The following is a 22,238-nucleotide window of genomic DNA, read 5'->3' as shown; positions in this document are numbered from 1 at the left end:
CGAGCTATTGCGTCATCTGTTGTTTCAAGCGTCGCCGGTCGTCGCGTTCATATGCAAGTAGTCAGCAAGAGCGCGGGCCCAAACGTGATAACCGTGGCAACCAGCGCCGCGATCAAAGTCCAGATGACGACGGTATGCATGAACGTACTGATGCGCTCGGGACCCGGATCGCGCATGGCCGCCGCGCGATAGCGCCACAGCCAGCCGATCGCGACCAGATGCAGCAGCAACACGATGGCAAGGCTCACACGCAGCGGCCCGCTCGGCCAGCCGAACGCGCAGCCGATCGCGTGCAGCGCATACAGGATCACGAGCGCAACGCACCAGATGGTGAAGCCCACGGCGAGCCACCACAAACGCCGTGGCGCAAGCGGCCGTCCGTTCATGGCCGTGCTCCCAGCATCGCGACCAGCGAGGGCAGCGCGAGCACGAGGACCAGCGCAATGATGCCCGTCGTCAGCGTGTAGTCGAGCCACAAGCGCGTGAGCCGCAGGTCCGTGAGCCGGCGCGGCGAGACGAAGCCGGCGCCGATGCGCAGTACATTGCTGATCAGAAACAGAAGCCCGATGCCCGCATGAATGCCGACATACGTCAGCAACGCTGCCGCCGTTGCGCCGAGCGCGTGCTCACGCGGGTGCGGCATGACGCCGGCGATCAGCGCGACATCGGCGGCGATCGCGATGACCAGTGCCAGCGCGGCAACGCTGATCCAGCGATGCGCGTGACGGTCCGCGGCGGCCGCGCGCAGCGACCCGCGCGCCGCCACCGCCGCGACGGCCAGCGCGACGACGCTCACGAGCGCGAACAGGCGGCTCGGCTCGGGGCTCACCGCGGCCGGCCAGTTCGGCGCGGCGATCCACAGATAGAACGTGCCGAACACGAGCGACGTGAACAGCGTGCCGTTCGCGACCAACGTGCAGATCAGCGCGAGCCACGCGGGCGCGCCGGCCACTTCGGTATGCGGCGGCACGCTGACGCCGCGGCCCACCGGAAGCGGTCCGTAATCGCGCGCGTGACCCGCACTTTGGCCCGCGTAGATGAAGAGACCGAAGGTCACGAACGCAAAGGTCAGCGACAGCAGATAGAACCCGAACAGCATCGACAGCACCGCCACGCAGGTCACGCTGGCAGTGACGAGCGGCAGATAGGTCGCGCGCGGCAGTACGATCAGTTGTTCGGGTTCGCCGGAAGTCATATGCACGCCGAGCGTTTCCTGCCAGCCGTTGCGCGTGAAGCCGAGATAGCCGTCGCCGCGCGCGAGCAGCGCCGCCAGTTTGCCCGGCGCGACGTCCTCCATTTCCGTGCCCACGCGCGGGATCGACGCGAACGCGTACGGCGCGGGCGGAATCGGCATCGCCCATTCCAGCGTGGTCGAATCCCACGGATTGCGCCGCACGCGCCGCCCGTAGCGTACCTGCACGATGATGTCGATCGCCACCAGCGCGAAGCCGATCGTCATCACGAAGCTGCCCACCGACGACAGCAGATTGAGCCAGTTCCACCCCTCGTCGCCGCGATAGGTGAAGATGCGCCGCGGCATGCCGAGCAGGCCGGTCAGGTGCATCATGAAGAAGGTCATGTTAAAGCCGATGAACACCAGCCAGAACGCCGGCAGCGACAGCTTGTGCACGGCGGTGCGGCCGGTCAGCAACGGCAGCCAGTAGTAGAACGCCGCGAGCATTGGAAACGCGAGCGCGCCGGCCACCACGTAGTGCATGTGGGCGACGACGAAGTAAGTGTCGTGCGCTTGCCAGTCGAACGGCACCATCGCGAGCATCACGCCGGTCAGCCCGCCCGCCGTGAACACGAAGAAGAAGCCGAACACGTACAGCATGGGTACATCCCAGCGCGGGCGTCCGTGCGAGAGCGTCGCGAGCCACGCGAAGAACTGGATCGCGGTCGGCACCGCGACGATCGCCGAGCCGGCCGAGAAGAACGCGAGCGCCAGATGCGGAATGCCCACCGTGAACATGTGATGGACCCAGATGCCGAAGCTCAGGAACGCGAGCGCGATGATGGCGACGACGATGGCCCGGTAGCCGACCAGCGGCCGCCGCGCGAACACGGGGATGATGGTCGACAGCACGCCCGCCATCGGCAGGAAGATGATGTACACGTCCGGGTGGCCGAACAGCCAGAACAGGTGCTGCCACAGCAGCGGATCGCCGCCGCGCCGCGGATCGAAGAAGGGCAGGCCGAAGGCGCGCTCCACTTCGAGCAGGATCGAGCCGAGGATCAGCGGCGGAAAGGCGACGATCATCATCATCGCCGTGACGAGGATGTACCACGCGAAAATCGGCATGCGGTCGAGCGACATGCCGGGCGCGCGCATCTTCAGGATCGACACGACAATTTCCATCGCGAGCGAGAGCGCGGAGATTTCCACGAAGGTAATGCCGAGCAGCCATACGTCGGCATTGATGCCCGGCGTGTAGACGTTCGAGCTGAGCGGCGTGTACATGAACCAGCCGCCGTCGGGCGCGGCGCGCATGATCAGCGAGACCGTGAGGATCGTGCCGCCGAACAGATAGCACCAGTAGCCGTACGCGGTCAGGCGCGGGAACGCGAAGTCGCGCGAGCCGAGAATTTTCGGCGTGAGGTAGACCGCGAAGCTCTCCACCATCGGAATCGCGAACAGGAACAGCATCATCGAGCCGTGCATCGTGAAGACCTGGTTATAGGTCTCGGCGTCCATGAAAGCCGCGTGCGGCGTCGCGAGCTGCACGCGCGTGAGCATGCCGAGCACGCCCGCAATCGCGAAGAACACGAACGACGTGATCATCATGCGCATGCCGAGGACCGTATGGTTCACGGCGGCGAGGCGCTGCACGCCGGGCCCGGTGGCCCAGATCGCGGCGAGCTGGCGATGCAGCCGCAACGCGTTCATGCTCTGTGACGGCGGCTCGACGGGCACACTCATTTCTTTATCTCCCCGTTGGCGGCCGCCTGCTTGACGGCGGCGGCAAAGTCTTCCGGACGATCGACGATCACCGTGAAGTGCATTCCTGCATGTCCCCGCCCGCAGAACTGGTTGCATTGCCCTTCGTACTGACCGGGCTGATCGGCCTGCACGCGCAGACGTGTGGCGTGCCCGGGTATCGCGTCGATCTTGCCGGCGAAGCGCGGTATCCAGAACGAATGTATGACGTCCTCGCTCGTGACGACGATGTCGACCGGCGTGCCCGCGGGCAGGTGCAGTACGTCATGGGTCTCCAGTCCGCCCTGATCCGGATAGCGGAAGGTCCAGCTCCATTGCTTGCCGATCGCGTCGACGCGCGCGGGCGCATGGCCCGGCAGCGGCAACAGCCGTTCGCCGGCAAGGAGCGCATAGCAGATCAGCGGGATCAGGATCACGGCGGGCAGCACGAGGCCACCCAGCACGATCCAGCGCGCGGGCGACACCTGCGAGCCCCAGCCCGGGCGCCGCATCACCAGCGCGAACAGCACGAGCACCAGCGCGAACAGCACGGCCGAGCCCGCCAGCATCGTCCACCACAGCCCGGCGATCGACGCCGCCGCGGGGCCCGACGGCGCGAGCGTCGACAGCGGGCCGGCGCAGCCCGACAGCGCCGCGCCCAGGGCCGCCATCGATCCCGCTTGGACCGGTCCACGCAAGCAGCTATGATGGTTCGCACGATCACGCATTCGACGCGAGGGACTGTGACCATGGCAAAGAAAGACCATGCCGGATCCAACGGCAAGAGCGAGGTGTTGCTGGAACTGTTGCGGCTCGATGCGGGTTCGGCCGTCGCCTTCGTCGGGCATCCGATTCACGTGATGATGGTGCATTTCCCGATCGCGTTCGTGGTCGCCACGCTCGGCATCGACGTGCTCTACTGGTGGTCGGGCGATCCGTTCTGGGTGAGGGCGGGTCTGTGGGCCGCGGGCTTCGCGTTCTGGAGCGGCGTGGGCGCGAGCCTCGTCGGCACCGGCGAGATTCTGCTCGTGCGCGGCATCCGCCTGAGGGAAGCGAGCTGGTCCCACGCGGTAGCCGCGATGACGCTGGTCGCCATTGCCGGCGCCAACTGGGGCGTACGTCTCTACTATCCCGGGCAGATCCTTCCGCACGGACTCGCGCTGTCGGTTCTCGCCTCGGTGATGACGGGCTTCGCCGGCTGGCATGGGGGCAAGCTCGTGTTCGATCATGGCGTCGGCATTCTCGTGTCGCCGAAGGACTGATGCAGCCAGCGGGCGAGTCCGCCTGGCTCGAACAGATGCGGGGCGAACAGGTTTGAGTCGAGGTGCGGCTTGGCGAGCACGATCCAGATGATCGCGACGATCACGACCACATAGGCGCTCGTCAGCGCGATCGAGGACAGCTTGCCGAAATGCCCGTCGGGCAGGAACAGATGCAGCATCACGAGGCCGGCCACCACATGCAGCATCGCCATGATGCCGACCAGCACCATCTTGAGAGAAAACCATTCGACGAAGGTGGCCTGCAGGAAAATCAGCGCCGTGCCGCTCGCAATCGCGACGAAGGCGGCGGGCGAAGTCAGCTCCACATAGACCAGTCGCGTGATGCGGTGCAGACGGTCGAGGTCCGAGCCGGGCGGCAACGCGCGGCGTTGCCGGAACAGGTAGGGCAATACGATCAGGCCACCTGACCATATCGCGATCGCGCCCAGATGGATGAACTTCAGCAGGGTGGTCACAGTGCGGGCTCTCTGACGCGCAGGCTGGACCACGCGAGCCACAGTCCCGCTGCGAGATAAGGGATCATCGCCAGCACCCACATCAACAGTCCGGCAAGCTGCTGGTCGGCAAGCGGGGTGAGTCCCCATGCGGCGGTGCTGCCGAAATGCACGACATAGAGCGGTGCCGGAGCGAACACGATCAACGCGCCGAGCAGACCCATTTGCCCGATCGTTGCGACTAGCGCCATCAAGGCGGCGCCCGTTTGCAGCGTCGGCGCAAGGACGCTGCGCCACATCAGCCACGCGCTGCCGAGCAGCGTGGTTTGCATCAGCCAGTAAGCGGGCACCGTGGCGAGTCCCCAGGTGTACGGACCGGGCGCATGCCAGAGCCACACGATCACCGCATGTGCGGCGACCACGGGAACGAGCGGCGCATAACCGAGGCGCGGCAGCGCAAACGCGCGTGCGAGCAAGGGCGCGACGGCCGCAATCAGAATAATGTGGTGGGTCACGCGCGCCGAGAACAAGGCCGACGACAGCGCGCACAGTGGCGAGACGAACACGACGGCCATAAGCGCCAGCGCGGCCCAGCCCGCTCGCGCATCGGCGCTGCGGCCGCTCGCGACGAGGTAGGCGAAAACGGCAAGCGCTGCGAGCAGCAGCGGGTCGGTGTTCCAGCGAAACCACAGATCGGCGGGGAGCGCGGCCGGCCCGCAGTAGGCGACTAGATAGGGCATGGCGCGATGTCGTCCGAGAGTCCGGTTTCGATCGCGTAACACGCGGCCTGTATTTTTCTTCGTAACTCGCGTCCGGTTGTCTTGTGGGAGACATGAGCACCTGCACGCGCGCTCACCGGGACACTTTCCGCATCTGCCATTTCCGTCACCTCACAGGTTGCGTAGAACGCGCTGGAAGAACCTGGAAAATTATCGAAACGGGTTCGCAGCCTCATCGACCGCAGAGGTACTGTAGCGCAAATAGCGCGCTTTGGGGCCAGCTATGGCGGATTCTACCGATCTCGTCAGGCTGACAACGAGCTTTCATAAGAGTGCTAATCAAGTGCCCGGCGCCTTGCCTGCGCCGTCCTGATCGGCTGATGGAGCTTGCGTGAGGGCGGCTTCCAGCCGGGTTTGTTCCTGCAGATGAAGCAACGCGGGCGAGAGGAAACAGCCCATCACCGCGGACAGAATGATGAAGATCGCGGCCGCATCGACGAGCAGTCCGAAGCGAATGAAAATATAGAAGCAGCATAGGAGATTCAGCAGATGAAGGCACAGCCCCAGCACCGTGACCGCCTTCGGCACGGCCCCTATCATCCCCACGAGCCGCGATTGCCTGCGCGGCACATACCAGATGAGCAGTAGGCCGACGCCCATGATGAACCCGCTCTCGGTCCATTTAAGCCATGTGGGACGCAGCAGGAAGCGTCCCTCGACGATGGTCTCGATGACCTGCGCCTGAATCTCGATGCCCGGCACCAGTTCTCCTAACGGAGTCGTGCGCATGTCGGTCACGCCGGCGCCGGTCAATCCGACCAGCACGAGCTTGTCGCGGATGCGGTCCTCATCGACCTTGCCGTCGAGGACCTCGCGTGCGGACACATAACGGCCCAGCGTCGAGCGGATGGATGCGAAATGCAGCCAGATGTCGCCGCCGGGTTGCGTGGGCACTTGCACGTCGGCGACCCCGACCGTCTGCACGCCGGAACCGTTGGTCGATACATCGAGCGCCGCCGAACCGGTGGCGACGCGCAGCATCTCCATCGGCAGACTGGGGACCAGCGTGTCGCGCAGACCCATGATGAGTGGAATATGCCGGACCACGCCCTGTTCGAGCGCGACGCTCAGCATCGCCTGGCCGTGCGCCGCGGCCTGCAATTGCGGCAGGCTGGCGAGCACGTAGTCGTAACGCGGTACGCGCGGCAGCGGGTCGGCGCCATGCAGGAGAATCGGCGCGCTACGCAGATCGATGCTGGTGGCGAAGGCGGCATGATCGAGCGCGGCCGCGCCCAGGATGGTCGGCGCGGCATGGAGCGAGCGGGCGAGAATCGTGTCGTGGCTGGGCAGCGCACGCAATGCGGCCGCAAGCGCCGTGGCGGTTTCCGGCAGATTGCCGGCCACCATGTCGGGCGAGGTTTGATCCGGCTCCGGCATGTAGATGTCGAGACCGATCGCGAGCGGCTTGTGTGCCGCGATCGCGTCGATCAGACCGGCGAGGCGGTTGCGCGGCCACGGCCATTGACCGACGCTGGCGAGCGTCTCCTCGTCGATTTCGACGATCGTCACCGGCTGTGCGCCCGGCATGCGCGGGTAGTGACGCTGGTACTGGTCGAACAGCAGTTGCCGCGCGGATTTGAACGAGTCGGGCAGCGTCTGCTCGAGCGTGGTGACGAAGGCCGGACGCGCGAGGTTGCTCGGCCATTCGCTGGCCAGGTTGAGCAAGCTCAATGCGAACAGCACCGCGAGCGCGACCGGACGCCCCTGCGTCGCCTTCAGCAGAGACTTGATGCGGGCGAGCCAGAGGTCGTAATAGCGTTTCATCGAAGGAAGGGCGACTCAGCACCGACGACCCGTGCGCGTCATTGAATGGTGATGACGACCCGCCGGTTCATGCGATTGGGTACGCCATCCGCCGTCGGGACTAGCGGCTCGCGTTTGCCCCGGCCCGCGGTTTCGATTTTCCCGGCGGGAATGCCTTCCTTGACCAGAAATGCCGCGGCGCTTTTGGCCCGCCGCAGCGACAGCTTGTCGTTGAATTGCTGGGAGCCGGCCAGATCCGTGTGGCCGATCACCACGATCTGCGGCGCGGGCCAGTTCGCGAGGACGGCTTTCAGCTTCTCGACCGTGGCGGGCGACTCCGGGGCCAACTGGGTTGCCGAGTCGAACAGGAAGAACAGGGTGAAGGTCATCGGGCGCGGCGGCCGGGCGGCGAGCAGTTCGCCGTAGCGCGCTTGCACGCCGGAGCGACTGTCCATGGTCTTTTCCATGGCGCCGTTCCTGGTCACGTCGACGCCCGCGTAGGCTGTGTCGATGGTCTGCTGCGCGTTGGCGCTGTGCACGATGACCGCGCCGACTTTGCCTTCGGGATCGGGCAACAGAACGATCCGGTCCGGCGGCGTGCTGCATCCGCTGAGGAAGCTCAGCATGACGAATGCCGCGGCGAACAGCGTTGCCGATAGTGATGCTGGCCGGTGAGAGCGGATAAGGGCTGTCAACGCGCATTCCCCCCGTTCTCGCCGACTTCGATGATGAATTCGGTGCCGCGCACCCCCAGCGTGGTGGTCGGCGTGCTGAAGCGGACCGCGTCCGGATTCGCCTTGGCGAGCTTGCCGGAGATCACGGCCAGCGAACCGCGTTTGACGCTGGCGTCGAGCACGCCGGCATGGGTCGTATTGTCGAACGCGAACCGGTTGAGTTCGAGCGTGGTGTTGGCCCCCGCGGACAGCAACGTCGTGTCGCGCAGCGTGATGCCGACCGACGACTCAGGACCGGTCACGATGCGGTCGCTGCTGTACACGTCGGTGCCGATCGTCGCGCCCGCGCTTGCGCCCGCGTGCTCGATGCGCACCGCGCCCTTGACGGTCTTGACGACGCCGGCGGCATCCTCCGCGCGCGCATTGGCGGCGGCCGCGCATCCGCAGGCAAGAATCAATGCATGGGCGATGGATCGGAAACGCATCGGCGGCACCTGTTGGCGAGAGCGCTACTTTCCACGGAGCGGCGCGGCGTGCCGATGTCGACGTGGTGCTGGACCGATAATGGCCCGACTGCCGGTGGAGCTGGGACTGGCGAAGGGGAGGCGGAAAGGCGAGTCCTGGGGAGCCAGGGAGGCGCTTCTGCGGTATCCAGCAGGGTAGGTCCGCCGATGCAAACGACTCTGTGCGCTGCCGCGCATAACGTCACCCGAAAGGCTTGCAGTTGCCGAAAGTGTTGCTGCAGGTGCGCTGCGATCGGGGCCGGGATCGGCGGCTGGCCTTGCAGGCCCCGGCTCGCCCGCTTCAAAGCCGAACCACGCCGAATCATGAACCGGATGCCGTACAGCAATGCCCGCCGGGCGTAATATGAGCAGACCTTGTGGCGGAGGCTTCCCTCATGTTCCATGACCCTATCCAGATTCCCGCGCTGATCGAATTGACGTTGCTGGCCGTCGTGTTGATCTTCGTGAGCGTCGTCCGCGCCCGACGGCGCAGGCAGCGGCTGCGCAACGGCGCCGACGCAGGAACGAACCCGGGTAGATAGGGCTTGCGGCGCCTTCAGCGGATGCGCTTGAATACGGCTATGCCCTTCAGTTCAGGCGGAACCCTGATGGAGCAGATTTCAACGGGCCCGGACCGGACTCACCGGGCTGTTATCCGGCTATCGACAGAGAGAGGTGTTCATGGCTAAAGACGGAATGATGGCGCAGGTGTGTGAAAAGCAGGGCTTCTTCGCAGCCCTCGATCAGAGCGGCGGATCGACGCCCGGTGCGTTGCGGCTCTACGGCATTCCGGATACCGCCTACAGCGACGACGCCGGCATGTTCAAACTGATCCACGAGATGCGCGTGCGCATCATCACCGCGCCTGCTTTTACCGGCGCGAGGATCATCGGCGCGATTCTGTTCGAAGCCACCATGGATGGTCAGGCGCAGGGCAAGCCGGTGCCGGCCTTCCTGTGGGAGGAGCGGAGCGTCGTGCCGTTCCTCAAGGTCGACAAGGGACTGGAAGCCGAAGCCAACGGCGTCCAACTGATGAAACCGATACCGGGACTGGACGCACTGCTCGAGCGTGCGGTGAAGCTCGGCATCTTCGGCACGAAGATGCGTTCGGTCATCAACGAGAACTCACCGGCCGGCATCGCGGCGATCGTGCGGCAGCAATTCGAACGGGCGGCGCAGATCGAATCGCACGGCCTGATGCCGATTCTCGAACCCGAAGTGTCGATCAAGAGTCCCGACAAAGCGGGCGCCGAGGCCACGCTGCGCGCGGAGCTGAGCAAGGGGCTCGACGCGTTGCCGCAGAGCAGTCGCGTTATGCTCAAGCTGACCTTGCCCGAGACCGCGGACTTTTATCGTCCGCTGATCGAGCATCCGCGAGTGGCGCGGGTGGTTGCGCTGTCGGGGGGGTACTCGCGAAGCGATGCGTGCGCGCGGCTCGCTTCCAATCACGGCATGATCGCCAGCTTCTCGCGGGCGTTGATCAACGACCTCAAGAAGCCGATGAGCGACAGTGAATTCGACGCGACGCTGGAAAAGGCCGTCGAAGAGATTTATCAGGCTTCCGTCGTCAAGGTCTGAAGGGCAGCCCGCTAGCGGCCGGTGAATCTTGCAATGCCCGGATAGCTGGGCATTGCAACGATCACCGCCACCCGGCATGTCACCGCCCGCGCCCCCGTCAATTCGACAACGACAGGTACGGCGAACTGAGCGGCGTCGGCGGGAACGGCTGCAAGCCTGTCTGCTTGCTGAAGCTGTAGCACACATAGACGGCGGCGAGGAACTCGCGATACTCATACGCATTGCCGAGCGAAGCGTCGCGCCGAACGCCAACTGCGGCGCCAGTTGATATTCACCGACCGCGCTGAGCGGGTACGACACGCCCGTCTTGCTCTGGCCGGGATACACCGCGCCGCTATCCACGCCGCTGCCGATCGATGCCGCATTGTCCGCCGCCGCGCCCTGCCGGCCGGAGGCCTCGTTCAACGGAAATAATTGGACGGGTCCTGCCGATAATGCTGCACCCGATCGCCCCGCTGAGGTCATAGGTGAACTGGCCGTTGCGTCCGGTCCATTCCACCGGCAAATTCAGGATCACGTACCGTTGCGGGCTGAAATAATCGCCTTCGCCATACGTGAAGTACGAGAGGCTCCCGTTGTAGGCATAGCCATCCGGCGCGCCGTATTGCGGCCGCTGCGGCGCCCGCGGCTGGGGATTCGCCGTCGCGGGGCTTACAAAATCGTGCTTCGCTATAGCGTGAAGTAATTTTTACGCAGACCGTATAAGCTGACGAATATTCCAAGACTCGCCGCGCACGCAATGGCGCACGAGCGGGGAGGGCGCGTATTAATCACGCATATGAAGCGTGCGCGGGTACGCGTTACAAGCGTCCGTGCCGTTGTCACGTCGTTCGAGTCATTCACTTGCCATGCTCAATCCACTCAGTATTCTGCTGGTCACCGTTTTATCCAGCGCGATGGCCATGGCCGTGCTCGGGTCGTTATGGCGCGCGGCGATTCCCGGCGTCGGCTACTGGATCGCGGCCAACGCGGTCGCAATCGTCGCGCTGCTTGCATTCGCGCTGCAGGGACATGCGTCGCGCTGGCTGACCTTCGTCGCGGCCAACGAGTTGCTGGCCATGTCGCTATTGCTCGTGATCGAAGGCTGCCTGCGTTTTCTCGGCCGCCGCACGCGGCCATGGGCGGCGTACGCCGGGCTCGTCGCGGTGTTGATCGGCATTTCGTACTGGACCTTCGCCGCGCCGGACTTCAATGCACGCGTCGCACTGGTTTCGGCGTATCACGCGGGACTCTATGCGGTGCTCGCCGCTCTGATGGTGCGCGGCCGTCCGTCGCACCGGCCGCGCTATAGCTACTACTTCCTTGCGGTGGCGGCCACGCTGCTGTGTGCGGGGCATGCGTCGCGCGGCGTGATGTACGGCTTCGGCATCCTTATGCAGACCGGCCTCATGCAGGTTACCCCGTCCAACATCATCTTTCTCGCGCTCGGCATTCTCGCGCCGCCCTGTCTGTCGATTGGCGTCGTGATGCTGGCGCACGACCGCCTCGCCGAACGGCTGGAACGGCTCGCGAACGTCGACGACCTGACAGGCGCGCTGTCGCGCCGCGCTTTCCTTGCGATCGGCGAAGGGCTGCTCAAGGCGTCGCTGCGGACCCGCTCGCCGCTGACGATGGCGATCATCGACATCGATTCGTTCAAGGCCGTCAACGATACCTACGGCCACGCCGCCGGCGATCAGGTGCTGGTGCACTTTGCGGCGTTCGTCGCGGACAACCTGCGGGACGGCGACGTATTCGGCCGGCTGGGCGGCGAGGAGTTCGGCGTGCTGTGCCCGGCGACCACCGCCGCCGACGCGGTCGCGCTGCTCGAGCGCCTGCGCGGCCGGCTCGTCGCGACCACGCCGGCCGGCCTGCCGCGCGGACTGCGCTACACCTTCAGTGTCGGTGTGGATCAGCATCGGCGCTCCGAGTCGCTCGCCCAGTTGATGGCGCGCGCCGATGGTGCACTGTACGGCGCCAAGGAATCGGGCCGCAATCGCGTGATGGCGGCCGCGTAACCGGCATCGAAAGGGCATCGACAAGGGCATCCGCGGAATTTTTTACCTCTATTTGCGCGGCAGGCATAAATATCCGTGAGTCATGTGCCGATAACCATTGGCGGAGTAACTGGAACCACCAGCTGATAACCCTCGATATGTCTGCCACCTCAACGCAGCACCTGCCCGATCCCGGTCTGCGCGATCGCTTTCACGAGCGCTCGCTGGAGCAACAGCGCCCACTGTCCACGGTGACGATGGCATTCACGGTGGTCGCATTCCTGTGCATGGTCGGCGCGCGCAATCTGGTGGACGGCCCGGCGCCGCCGCTCACCTACCAGTTGCTCTGCGCGCTGGTGCTCCTGCTGCTGGTGCTGGCGATTCCGAATGTGAAATCGACCTTGCTGTTCGGCGCGATCGGCGTCGCGTACATGCAGGTGCTGGTGGCGGGCCTCGCGCTGAACACCGCCGGCCTCGCGCAGCCGCTGCTGTGGGTGCTGCCCGCGCTGGTGGTGATCCCGGTTTGCGCGGCGCCGCTGTGGCTCACGCCGACGCACTTCTTCACCGGCAGCGTGCTCTTCTATGCGGCGGCCTTCGTGCTGCTGCTAGGCGAGCCGCTTGCGCACGATGTCGGCATCGCCGTGTGGACGTGGATCGTGGTGATCGGCGTGCCGGCTTCGATGGTGTTTCACTTGGGCTTTTACCGCTTCAGGCGCAATCACTTCCTGCTCGAGAGCCAGCTCGCGCAGCTTGCCGCGACCGATCCGCTGACCGGCCTGCAAAACCGCCGGGCCTTCGTCAAGCAGGCGGAGCGCCGCCTCGGCGGGCTTGCGCCCGAGGCGCGCATCAGCGCGATCTTCGTCGATATCGACAACTTCAAGTCCTTGAACGACCGGTTCGGCCATGCGCTCGGCGACTGGGCGCTGCACCGGGTCGCCCAGGTGCTGATGGACGAGACCACCACGGAAGACAGCGTGAGCCGGATTGGCGGCGAGGAGTTCGCCGTGCTGTTGCACGACGGCCTGGCCGGCGCACTGAAGCTGGCCGAACGCATGCGCGGCGCGATCGAAGCGATCGAACGCCCGGACGGCAATCTGACCGCGAGCTTCGGCGTGGCCGAGCATCGGCGCGGCGAAAGCATCATGGTGCTGCTCGACCGCGCAGACGAAGCGTTGCTGCGCGCGAAACACTCGGGCAGGAACCGCGTGTGCGCCGCACGCGCGCTGCCGCTCGACGCGCTGCAGCCGTTCGCCGCCGATGCGCAGGCCATCGAGGGTGGCGCGGGGCGGCGGTATCGCTGGGACGATTTTTACCTTATCTCGCACTTCCAGCCGCTCTACAGTCTGTCGCATCAAAAGCAGGTCGGGTTCGAGGCGCTGCTGCGCGGCGAGCAGGACGACGGCACGCTGGTGCTGCCCGTAGTGATGTTTGCGCCGAAGCCGTCCAACGACGAAGGCGCGCTCGACCGCGCGAGCCATGCCGTGCATCTCGGCAACGCGTGCCGGTCGCTGCCGGGCGATGCGTGGCTATTCCTCAACATCCTGCCCGCCACCTTCATCGCCGATGGATACGCCGACCAGCTCGCCACCCTCGTGCGCAGTTCGGGGTTCGACACCGAGCGCGTGATCCTCGAGATTCTCGAATCGCATGGCGGCAGCGTCGACGATATGTCGCGGGCGGCGGCCGCGTACCGCGAGCACGGCTTCCTGATCGCCGTCGACGACTTCGGTGCCGGGCAGTCGAATCTGGACCGCTTGCTGCGCATCCGCCCGGACCTCGTCAAGCTCGACGGCGAACTGATTCGCGCGACCACTCACGGCACCGAACAGCCGATCCTGCCCAAGCTCGTCTCGCTGCTGCATCAGGCGGGGATGCTGGTGGTGGTCGAAGGCGTGGAGACGACCGAGGAGCTGATACTCGCGGTGGAATCGAATGTGGATTTCGCGCAGGGCTATCTGCTCGGGCGGCCCGCGGTCGAGATCGCGCCGCCGGAGTTCGTGCACCGGCAGATCGACGACGCGTTCGACGTGATTGCTCAGGGGCGCGCGCATCAGCATGCGTTGTTCGAATCCGAAGTGGAACCGTACCGGGTCGCGTTGCGGCTCGCCGCCGCCGCGTTGCTGGCCGGCGCCGTGGCGGACGACGCGTTTGCGACGCTCGCGACGTTCGAGCGCTGCGTCAGCTGTTTCATCCTCGACGATTCAGGCCGGCAGATCGGTCACGAGGTGCCGGGGCCGGCTTGGAGCAAGGAGGGCGCATCCCTGCATCCGGTGGCGGATCCGCGCGGTGCGCGATGGGATCATCGGCCGTATTTCCGCAATGCGGTGCTGTTGCCGGGTGTGGCGGTCGCCAGTAATCCTTATCTTTCGCTGGCGAGCGGACGGCCTTGCGTCGCGGTGACGTTGGCCGTGCAGTTCGCGGCTGAGCGTTCGGTGATCGGCGTGGAGCTGGACTGGTCGGAGCTTGGGTTGCCATGGCCCGCGGGGGAGTAGTGTTTTGCCGCGGACACCACGTGGGGCGTGGAGGCGGCCTGCTTCAATAACCGCCTTTGTCTTTGACCGGCGCAGCCGCTTGCGCCGTTGTCTTATACGACGCAGCCAGCTCCGCCGCCGCGCGGCTCAACAGACCCGTATCCGTTCCGACCGCGACGAAGCTCGCACCCGCCGCGAGATAGTCGGCGGCAATCGCCGGATCGGGCGCCAGCACGCCCGCCGCTTTGCCCGCATGACGCACGGTGTCGATGCCATGGCAAATTGCGGCGCGCACGCTCGCGTCGCCCGGCCTGCCGAGCAGGCCCATCGACGCGCTCAGATCCGACGGCCCGAAAAACACGCCGTCGACGCCTTCGACGCGCGCAATCGCCGCAAGGTTCTCCATGCTTTGCACGGTTTCCGCCTGCACCAGCACGCACAACTCATCGGCGGCGGTGGTCAGATAGTCCGGTATCCGGTTCCAGCGCGATGCCCGCGCCAACGCACTGCCTACACCGCGAACGCCTTGCGGCGGATAGCGCGTGGCTGCCACGGCGTCGACGGCTTGCGCGGCGGAGTCGATCATCGGCAGCAGCAGGGTTTGCGCGCCGATGTCGAGCAACTGCTTGATCAACGCGCTGTCGCTGCGCACCGGGCGCACCACCGGATGTGACGCGTACGCGGCCACCGCCTGCAATTGCGACAGCGTACTGCGCACGTCGTTGGGCGCATGCTCGTTGTCGATCAGCAGCCAGTCGAAACCGGCGGTGGCCAGCAGTTCGGTCACATACGCGTCGGCGAGCGCGGCCCACAGGCCGAATTGCGGCCGGCCTTCCGCCAGCGCGCGTTTAAATGGGTTGGGCGGTAAAGACATGTCGCTCCACTTAGATGAAATTCAAACCGATGCCGCCCAACGGGCCATAGTCGACGTGGAACGTGTCGCCTGCGCGTGCCGCGATCGGACTCGTGAACGAGCCGCTCAGGATCACGTCGTTCGCGTTCAGTGCTTCGTCGTACGGCGCGATCTTGTTGGCAAGCCACGCCACGCCCGTTGCCGGATGATTCAACACCGCCGCGGCAAGACCGCTTTCTTCGACGGTGCCGTTTTTATAGAGCAATGCGCCGATCCAGCGCAGGTCGACATCGAGCGGCCGCACCGGGCGGCCGCCGAGCACGATGCCCGCATTCGCGGCGAAGTCCGAAATCGTGTCGTAGACCTTGCGCGGCGCTTTGGTCTCGCGGTCGAACTGTTCGATGCGCGCGTCGATGATTTCCACCGCGGGGCTCACGTAGGCCGTGGCGTCGAGCACGTCGAACAGCGTCACGCCGGGACCCTTTAGCGGTTTGCCGAGCACGAACGCGAGTTCCACCTCGACGCGCGGCGCAATGAAGCGGTCCGCCCGAATGTCCTGGCCGTTCTCGATGAACATGCTGTCGAGCAGCGGCGCGTAATCGGGCTCGTCGATCTGCGACGAACGCTGCATCGCGCGCGACGTCAGCCCGATTTTGCGGCCTTTGATCACGTGGCCCTCGGCCAGTTTGAGCTTGACCCACTCGCGTTGAATCGCGTAGCCGTCCTGTACGGTCATCTGCGGATATTGCGCGGAAAAGTGGCGCAGTTGTGTGCGGGTTTTTTCGGCGTGATCGAGTTGCGCCGCGAGCTCGCGGATAGTCTGTTCGTCTAGCATGAGGGATTCTCTATGGACCGCAGCGCGGCTTCGGGTGTCAGCGTTTGAGTCGCGCGTGCAGATTGTTGTGCTTCCATGTGCCGGCTTCGCTGAACTCGCCGATTTCCAGCGACAGCGCCAGGCCCTGCTGTTCGAACTCGACCGCAAAGTGCTGTTTGATCAGGGCGAACAGCGCGTCGCCAGTTGCTTTTTTCGTGGCATCGGAGCGACCTGCGCCGATCTTCAGATTCGCATGCAGGAATGCGGCGTCGGGGCCGCCGTCGGCGATGCAGTACTGCTCGTAGCGCAAAGCGCGCACGCGAATGCCGCCGAGCGGATAAACCCGCTGTTCGCTTTCGTTGACGTTTTCGCGTTGCGCATCGAGGCATTGCGCAAGCGCGTTGCACAGTTGGCCGATGCGCTCCGGGCCGGCGAGATTGGCGCTATATTCGAGTGTCAGATGTGGCACGTCGGTCTCCTCACTATTCAGGCGGGCAGCGGCGTGACCGGAAAGATCGCGTTGATCTGGCCGGTGCCCGAACTGCCGAAATACGGCGTGACGACCTCCACCTTGCCGTCATACCGGTCCCAACCGAGCGCGCCGAGCAGCATCGCGGTGTCGTGCATGCCGCCTTCGCCCCAGCATTTCTCGTTGTAAAGCGGCAGCATGGCGCAAAAGGTGTTCCAGTCGCCGGCTTCCCACAACTCGACGACGCTGCGGTCCATCCGTTCGAGAAACGGGCTCCACACCTTGTGCATGAATTGCTCGGCCGTACCGTTGTTGGCGAAGTGATGACTGAGCGAGCCGCTCGCGAGTATCGCGACGGTGCCGTCGTAGCGCTCCTCGATCGCCTTGCGTACCGCGAGACCAAAGCGTGCGCTCGTGTCCAGGTCGTGCCACATGCACCAGCCCGCCACCGACACGGCCTTGAAATGCTGATCACTATTCATATAGCGCATTGGAACCAGTGTGCCGTATTCGAGTTCGAGCGTGGTTTCACTGTGCGCGCGGCTCTTCACGCCCATTTCGTTGGCGACTTCGGCGATTAGATGCCCGAGCCCGACATTACCCGGATACGCGTACGGCATGTTCTTGATGAAATGCGGCAGCTCGTTGCTGGTGTACACGCCCTCGAATTGCGGTGCGCAATTGACGTGGTACTCACTATTCACGAGCCAGTGCACATCGAACACGACGATCGTATCGACGCCCAGTTCGCGGCAGCGCCGGCCGATTTCATGGTGACCGTCGATCGCAGGCTGACGGCAACCCTTGTGCGGACCGTCGAGTTCAGACAGATATAACGACGGGACGTGAGTCACTTTTGCCGCCAATGCGAGTTTGCCCATTGTGGTCTCCGTGTCGGCTGCAGTTAGCGCGTGAGCGCTGATTGCGACCCCATGCTAGATAGTTGCTGTTTCGTCGCGTGAGCGGTGTCACACACCCCAGCGCGGAATATGATGCGAGCCGAGCGATACGCAGACATTCTTCGGTTCGAGAAACACTTCGTAGCTCCAGGTGCCACCTTCGCGGCCCACGCCCGATGCCTTGGTGCCACCGAACGGCTGGCGCAGATCGCGCACGTTCTGGCTATTGACGAAGCACATGCCCGCTTCGACGGCGGCGGCGACACGATGCGCGCGGCCTGTGTTCTCGGTCCAGATGTAGCTCGAGAGTCCGTATGAGATATCGTTGGCGAGCTTGATCGCGTCGACTTCGTCGTCGAACGGAATCAGGCACGCGACCGGGCCGAAGATTTCTTCTTGCGCGATGCGCATGCGGTTGTCGACATCGACGAATACCGTCGGCATGACGAAGTTGCCTTTGCGGATCGCGTCGGGCAGGTCCGGCGTATCGAGGCCGCCGCACGCGAGCGTGGCGCCTTCCTTCGGGCCCAGTTCGATATAGCTGCGTACTTTCGCCAGATGACCCTGGCTGATCATCGGGCCGACGATGGTGCTGTCCGAGAGCGGATCGCCGACGGTCAGACGCTTCGCGCGCTCGATGAAGCGCTCGGCGAAACGCGCGTAGATCGAGCGCTGCACCAGAATGCGCGAACCCGCGGTGCAGCGTTCGCCGTTGTTCGAGAAGATCATGAACACGGCGGCGTCGAGTGCGCGTTCGAAATCGGCGTCGTCGAAAATGACGAACGGCGACTTGCCGCCGAGTTCCATCGAAAACTTCTTCAGCCCCGCGGTTTGCACGATGCGGTTGCCGGTCGCCGTCGATCCCGTGAACGATACCGCGTGCACGTCGGGATGCGCGACCAGCGGCTCGCCGGCTTCCTTGCCGAAGCCGTGCACCACGTTCAGCACCCCGGCGGGGATGCCGGCTTCGAGCGCCAGTTGCCCAAGCATTGACGCGGTGAGCGGCGACAGTTCGCTCATCTTCAGCACGGCCGTGTTGCCGAATGCGAGGCAGGGCGCGACCTTCCACGTGGCGGTCATGAACGGCACGTTCCACGGCGAGATCAGCGCGCAGACGCCGACCGGGTGAAACAACGTGTAGTTCAGGTGCGTGTCGGTCGGATACGTGTGCCCGTCGACGCGCGTGCACATCTCGGCGAAGTAGCTGAAGTTGTCGGCGGCGCGCGGCACGAGTTGCTTGCGCGTTTGCGAAATGGTCTGGCCGGTGTCCTTCGTTTCCGTCTCCGAGATTTCCGGCACATGCTTCGCGATCAATTCGCCGAGCTTGCGCACGAGCTTCGCGCGTTCCGCGGCGGGCTTGCCGGCCCAGGCGGGAAACGCATCCTTGGCCGCGCGCACGGCGGCATCCACCTCTTGCGCGCCGCCGCGGGCCACTTCGGCGAGCACGTCCTGCGTGGCCGGATTGACCGTTTCGAAATAGTCTTTCGCGGCGCACGCTTGGCCGTTGATCAGATGGTCGATTCGCATGGGTAGTCCTTTTGCTGTCGCTCAGGGGCGGCCGAAGTCCGCGTCCGAGCCAATCGTGTTGACGAGACGGCCCAAGCCGTCGATTTCGCAGACCACTTCGTCGCCCGCCTTCACGTTGACGACGCCTTCCGGCGTGCCGGTGAGGATCACGTCGCCGGGCGCGAGCGTCATGAAGCCGCTCAGGTATTCGATCAACGCCGGGATGCCGGTCACGAGATCGCGCGTGTTGCCGCGTTGTTGGAGCGTGCCGTTGACGAACGTGCGCAATTCCAGTTGCGTGACGTCGCCGATGTCGGCCGCGTCGACCAACCAGGGGCCGAGCACCGTGCCGCCGTCGCGATTCTTCACGCGCAGGTTGGGGCGGTAGTAGTTTTCGAGGTAGTCGCGAATCGCATAGTCGTTGGCGATCATGTAGCCGGACACATGCTGCAGTGCGTTTTCGCGCGTCACGTTCCGCGCGCTCCGGCCGATCACGACAGCCAGCTCGCACTCGTAGTGCATGAACGTGACATCGGCGGGGCGGCGCGTGACACCGCGATGACCGAGCACCGTGCCCGGGCCCTTGAGAAAGACGAGCGGTTCTTCCTGTTTGTTGAACTGCAATTCCTTCGCATGCTCGGCGTAGTTGAGCCCGAGCGCGAAGATCGTGCCGACTTCGATCGGTGCAAGCCAGACCACTTCATCTTCGCGACACACGCGGCCGTCCGCGAGGCGCACGCCATGGGCGTCGGGATAGGCTTCATGAATCGCGCCTGCATACGCAACACGGCCGCGCATCATCGTTGTTCTCCGTCGTGTTCCGGTGCGGCGACAAACGACACCATGAGCGGCGGCATGGCACCGATCGTCAGCGTGGCCGTGTCGCCGATATGCGCGACCGGCGAGCCCTGGCGCACGCCGAGCGTGATGACGTCGCCCGCGCTCAAGGTCATGAAATCGGTGACGTCTGCGAGCAATTGCGCGACCTTGCGCACCGACGACGCCGTGCTTGCCGTAAAGGCCGCGGCGCCATTGAGCGAGACCGCGATGGCAAGATCGTCCGGCGTTGCGACATGGCGCGCTGCCACGACAGCCGGTCCGATCACACAGAAGCCGTCGCGCGCGCGAAAACGCACCGAAGGCCGGTACACGCTCGCATGCGGCACGCTCAGGTCGGCGATCAGCGTATAGCCGGCGATGTAGTCCGCCGCGCGATTCGCATCGACGCGTGTTGCCGTGCGGCCAATCACGATACCGAGCGACGCGCCGACTTCGACTCCCAACGCATCGTCCGGCACGACAACTTTCGCGCGATGTCCGGCGAGCGTGTTGCGAGGCTTCAGGTAAAGAACCGGCGCTGCCGGCGGCGCTTTATATGGAGCCGCATGCACCGCGTCGCCTAGCGCATCCAGCGCGGCACGGTCGTTCAGCAGGGTTCCGTACACCGCGCCATGCACCGGCGCGCGGCAGGCGATGCCGCGTGCAAGCAACGCGGCCGCGGTGCACGCGTCCACGTCGCGAGGCAGTGGGTCGCCTTCGGGATGCAGCAGGTGATCGGCAAGGGCGAACATAAAGGCAGACTCTCGGAAAAAAAAACTCAGCGAAACCACTAACATGTTAGTAGTATTGCGCTTGATATGATTCACGGTCAATAGGCTGTCGATTGATCGCGGGTTTTCCCTTAAGCTTCGCTGGCTGCCCTTATTCCTTTTCCAACATGTCCGCTGCCACCCGAGTTTTGCACCGCAACCTGCCGATGCTGTTGTTGCGCGCCCGAGAAAAAATGATGGAGCGTTTCCGTCCATTGATTACCGCTCACGGACTGACCGAACAGCAATGGCGCGTGATTCGCGCGCTCGACGAGCACGGCCCGATGGAGCCGCGCCACATCTCCGATATCTGCACGATTTCGAGCCCGAGCATGGCCGGCGTGCTCGCACGCATGGAGAGCATGGATCTCGTCATCAAGGAGCGTTTTGCCGAGGATCAGCGGCGCGTGCTGGTGTCGCTGACGGACACGAGCGTGGAGCTGGTGCGCGTGATTTCGAAGGATCTCGAAGCGCACTATCGCGAGCTGGAGCGCAAGGTGGGGCCGGAGATCGTCGAGCGCGTGTATCGGGCGGTCGACGATCTGCTGGCGGGGCTGGGCGAAGAGGATGAGTGAGCGGGGCTGCTGCAGGCTTGGGGCCGCGTTCGGCTACCAGCCGTGAAAGCGTCGCCACTCCACGCTGTTGCCGTCCGGCGCGACCGCGTGATACTCGGGAAACTGCGCGCCCGTCGCGCACGCATGATTCGGCAGAATGCGCAGCTTCATGCCGATTGGAAAGCGCTCCACGATATCGTCGACCTGCGTGCCTGCTTCGGTCGACGACAGAATGCCGTGCTCCTGATTCGCGCCGCTCACCACATACCCGGGCAGCAGCGTGCCGTTCAGCAGACACGGCTGGCCGTAGCCGAAATCGTGCGACTGTTTCGACGTGCCGCGATCGCGGCTCATTGCCATCCAGCCTGCGTCGAGAATCGCCCAGCCCTTGTCTGCCTGATGACCGATTACCGTGGCGAGCACGCTGAGCGCGATGTCGTCGAGCGCGCACACGCCGACGTTGTGCATGACCAGATCGAACAGCACATAGACACCGGCCCGCACTTCGGTGACGCCGTTCAGTTGCGCGGCGGCGAGCGCGGTGGGCGTCGAGCCGACGCTGACCGCCGGGCACGCGATGCCGGCCTCGCGCAGCCGTTGCGCCGCGCGCACACAGCCCGCGCGCTCCTGCTCGGCGAGCGCCGCGAGCGCGGCCGGCGTATCGAGCTCGTAGCTCGAACCCGCGTGGGTCATCACGCCGCCCACTTTCACGCCGTTCTCATGCAGAATTCGCCCGACTTCGAGCAATGTGTCTTCTTCGGGCGTGATGCCCGAGCGGTGTCCATCGGTGTCGACTTCGATCCACACCTCGAAGGTTTCGCCATGCTGGTCGCCGAATGCGGCGAGCGCCGACGCGGCGTTCGGGTTGTCCACCACCAGCTTGAGATCGCAGCCCTGGCGGCGCAGCGCGAGCGCTCTCGGCAACTTCGAGGGCGCCATGCTGACTGCGTAGAGAATGTCATGGATGCCGGCGGCAAAGAATGCTTCCGCTTCCTTCAGCGTCGACACCGTGATGCCGCGCGCGCCGGCGGCAATCTGCGCACGCACCACGTCGATGCATTTGGTGGTCTTCACGTGCGGCCTGAACGCGACGCCCAGCGTGTTCATGCATGCCTGCATGCGCGCGATGTTCTTCTGCATGCGCGCGACATCGATCAGCGCGGCAGGGGTTTCGATCTGTTCGAGTTTCATGCTGT

22 protein-coding genes and 1 pseudogene are annotated in these 22,238 nt (G+C 64.9%); 6 read left to right on the top strand and 17 right to left on the bottom strand.

Annotated elements, in window-relative coordinates; translation table 11 throughout:
• Positions 1 to 47: 47 nt before the first annotated feature.
• From HV770_RS11835 to coxB, 3 genes are read right to left on the bottom strand one after another with little or no spacing between them, the layout of a single operon-like run.
• A complete protein-coding gene (locus tag HV770_RS11835) occupies positions 48 to 386 on the bottom strand; it encodes a hypothetical protein (RefSeq protein WP_175159773.1) in 339 nt (112 codons plus the stop codon).
• Positions 383 to 2,920, bottom strand: a complete 2,538-nt coding sequence (gene ctaD, locus HV770_RS11830) for a cytochrome c oxidase subunit I (RefSeq protein WP_175159771.1) — start codon at positions 2,918 to 2,920, stop codon at positions 383 to 385. Before ctaD ends, HV770_RS11835 begins: the two co-directional genes overlap by 4 nt.
• Positions 2,917 to 3,588, bottom strand: coding sequence for a cytochrome c oxidase subunit II (gene coxB, locus HV770_RS11825; RefSeq protein ID WP_246290866.1), 672 nt, complete (start codon positions 3,586 to 3,588; stop codon positions 2,917 to 2,919). Before coxB ends, ctaD begins: the two co-directional genes overlap by 4 nt.
• Before the next feature lie 78 nt (positions 3,589 to 3,666).
• On the opposite strand from coxB, the gene HV770_RS11820 reads away from it, so the two are divergent.
• Positions 3,667 to 4,179, top strand: a complete 513-nt coding sequence (locus HV770_RS11820) for a DUF2231 domain-containing protein (protein ID WP_175159767.1) — start codon at positions 3,667 to 3,669, stop codon at positions 4,177 to 4,179.
• Here HV770_RS11820 and HV770_RS11815 read toward each other — a convergent pair.
• The 5 genes from HV770_RS11815 to HV770_RS11795 form a co-directional block, all read right to left on the bottom strand.
• Positions 4,143 to 4,655 (bottom strand): CopD family protein, encoded by a 513-nt coding sequence (locus HV770_RS11815; protein ID WP_175159765.1) that lies wholly within the window; start codon positions 4,653 to 4,655, stop codon positions 4,143 to 4,145. The genes HV770_RS11820 and HV770_RS11815 overlap by 37 nt on opposite strands.
• On the bottom strand, positions 4,652 to 5,374 hold the full coding sequence (locus HV770_RS11810; RefSeq protein ID WP_175159763.1) for a cytochrome c oxidase assembly protein: 723 nt from the start codon (positions 5,372 to 5,374) through the stop codon (positions 4,652 to 4,654). The genes HV770_RS11815 and HV770_RS11810 overlap by 4 nt, the downstream gene beginning before the upstream one ends.
• A gap of 318 nt (positions 5,375 to 5,692) precedes the next feature.
• Positions 5,693 to 7,177: a CHASE2 domain-containing protein gene (locus tag HV770_RS11805; RefSeq protein ID WP_175159761.1), complete on the bottom strand. Its 1,485-nt coding sequence runs from the start codon at positions 7,175 to 7,177 to the stop codon at positions 5,693 to 5,695.
• A gap of 38 nt (positions 7,178 to 7,215) precedes the next feature.
• Entirely contained in the window at positions 7,216 to 7,782 is a 567-nt protein-coding gene (locus HV770_RS11800; RefSeq protein ID WP_175159759.1) for an OmpA family protein, read from the bottom strand.
• A 65-nt stretch (positions 7,783 to 7,847) separates the two neighbouring features.
• Entirely contained in the window at positions 7,848 to 8,315 is a 468-nt protein-coding gene (locus tag HV770_RS11795; RefSeq protein WP_175159758.1) for a FecR family protein, read from the bottom strand.
• A 413-nt stretch (positions 8,316 to 8,728) separates the two neighbouring features.
• On the opposite strand from HV770_RS11795, the gene HV770_RS11790 reads away from it, so the two are divergent.
• Positions 8,729 to 8,875 carry a hypothetical protein gene (locus HV770_RS11790; protein WP_175159757.1) on the top strand — a complete coding sequence of 49 codons (147 nt, stop codon included), beginning with the start codon at positions 8,729 to 8,731 and terminating at the stop codon, positions 8,873 to 8,875.
• Positions 8,876 to 9,014: 139 nt separating this feature from the next.
• Positions 9,015 to 9,911: a fructose bisphosphate aldolase gene (locus tag HV770_RS11785; protein ID WP_175159756.1), complete on the top strand. Its 897-nt coding sequence runs from the start codon at positions 9,015 to 9,017 to the stop codon at positions 9,909 to 9,911.
• A 97-nt stretch (positions 9,912 to 10,008) separates the two neighbouring features.
• On the opposite strand, the pseudogene HV770_RS11780 reads toward HV770_RS11785, so the two are convergent.
• Positions 10,009 to 10,491: pseudogene (locus HV770_RS11780) on the bottom strand (cellulose synthase subunit BcsC-related outer membrane protein); the annotation flags it as partial.
• Positions 10,492 to 10,759: 268 nt separating this feature from the next.
• Between HV770_RS11780 and HV770_RS11775 the strand changes: the two are divergent.
• On the top strand, positions 10,760 to 11,908 hold the full coding sequence (locus HV770_RS11775) for a GGDEF domain-containing protein (RefSeq protein WP_175159755.1): 1,149 nt from the start codon (positions 10,760 to 10,762) through the stop codon (positions 11,906 to 11,908).
• A gap of 137 nt (positions 11,909 to 12,045) precedes the next feature.
• Complete coding sequence (locus HV770_RS11770) at positions 12,046 to 14,379, top strand: bifunctional diguanylate cyclase/phosphodiesterase (RefSeq protein WP_175159754.1); 2,334 nt, start codon at positions 12,046 to 12,048, stop codon at positions 14,377 to 14,379.
• A gap of 43 nt (positions 14,380 to 14,422) precedes the next feature.
• Here HV770_RS11770 and hpaI read toward each other — a convergent pair whose 3' ends face one another.
• The 7 genes from hpaI to HV770_RS11735 form a co-directional block, all read right to left on the bottom strand.
• On the bottom strand, positions 14,423 to 15,232 hold the full coding sequence (hpaI, locus tag HV770_RS11765) for a 4-hydroxy-2-oxoheptanedioate aldolase (RefSeq protein ID WP_175159753.1): 810 nt from the start codon (positions 15,230 to 15,232) through the stop codon (positions 14,423 to 14,425).
• Positions 15,233 to 15,242: 10 nt separating this feature from the next.
• Positions 15,243 to 16,046, bottom strand: coding sequence for a 2-oxo-hept-4-ene-1,7-dioate hydratase (gene hpaH, locus HV770_RS11760; RefSeq protein WP_175159751.1), 804 nt, complete (start codon positions 16,044 to 16,046; stop codon positions 15,243 to 15,245).
• A gap of 37 nt (positions 16,047 to 16,083) precedes the next feature.
• Complete coding sequence (locus HV770_RS11755) at positions 16,084 to 16,494, bottom strand: 5-carboxymethyl-2-hydroxymuconate Delta-isomerase (RefSeq protein WP_175159749.1); 411 nt, start codon at positions 16,492 to 16,494, stop codon at positions 16,084 to 16,086.
• Positions 16,495 to 16,511: 17 nt separating this feature from the next.
• The gene (gene hpaD / locus HV770_RS11750; RefSeq protein ID WP_175159747.1) at positions 16,512 to 17,375 is read right to left on the bottom strand and encodes a 3,4-dihydroxyphenylacetate 2,3-dioxygenase; all 864 of its coding nucleotides are present in this window, start codon (positions 17,373 to 17,375) and stop codon (positions 16,512 to 16,514) included.
• Between the two features lie 87 nt (positions 17,376 to 17,462).
• Positions 17,463 to 18,920, bottom strand: a complete 1,458-nt coding sequence (gene hpaE / locus HV770_RS11745) for a 5-carboxymethyl-2-hydroxymuconate semialdehyde dehydrogenase (RefSeq protein WP_175159745.1) — start codon at positions 18,918 to 18,920, stop codon at positions 17,463 to 17,465.
• A gap of 21 nt (positions 18,921 to 18,941) precedes the next feature.
• The gene (locus tag HV770_RS11740) at positions 18,942 to 19,700 is read right to left on the bottom strand and encodes a fumarylacetoacetate hydrolase family protein (RefSeq protein ID WP_175159742.1); all 759 of its coding nucleotides are present in this window, start codon (positions 19,698 to 19,700) and stop codon (positions 18,942 to 18,944) included.
• A complete protein-coding gene (locus HV770_RS11735) occupies positions 19,697 to 20,470 on the bottom strand; it encodes a fumarylacetoacetate hydrolase family protein (RefSeq protein WP_175159740.1) in 774 nt (257 codons plus the stop codon). The genes HV770_RS11740 and HV770_RS11735 overlap by 4 nt, the downstream gene beginning before the upstream one ends.
• Positions 20,471 to 20,655: 185 nt before the next feature.
• Between HV770_RS11735 and hpaR the strand changes: the two genes are divergently transcribed.
• Positions 20,656 to 21,063, top strand: a complete 408-nt coding sequence (gene hpaR / locus HV770_RS11730) for a homoprotocatechuate degradation operon regulator HpaR (RefSeq protein WP_121323838.1) — start codon at positions 20,656 to 20,658, stop codon at positions 21,061 to 21,063.
• Between the two features lie 33 nt (positions 21,064 to 21,096).
• Here hpaR and HV770_RS11725 read toward each other — a convergent pair whose 3' ends face one another.
• Positions 21,097 to 22,233 (bottom strand): DSD1 family PLP-dependent enzyme, encoded by a 1,137-nt coding sequence (locus HV770_RS11725; protein ID WP_175159738.1) that lies wholly within the window; start codon positions 22,231 to 22,233, stop codon positions 21,097 to 21,099.
• Between the last annotated feature and the right edge of the window lie 5 nt (positions 22,234 to 22,238).

Origin of the sequence: Paraburkholderia fynbosensis (assembly GCF_902859935.1) — a bacterium.
Lineage (GTDB): Bacteria > Pseudomonadota > Gammaproteobacteria > Burkholderiales > Burkholderiaceae > Paraburkholderia > Paraburkholderia fynbosensis.
Note: the sequence above shows the minus strand (reverse complement) of the source record. Positions and strands in the feature narration are given on the sequence as shown.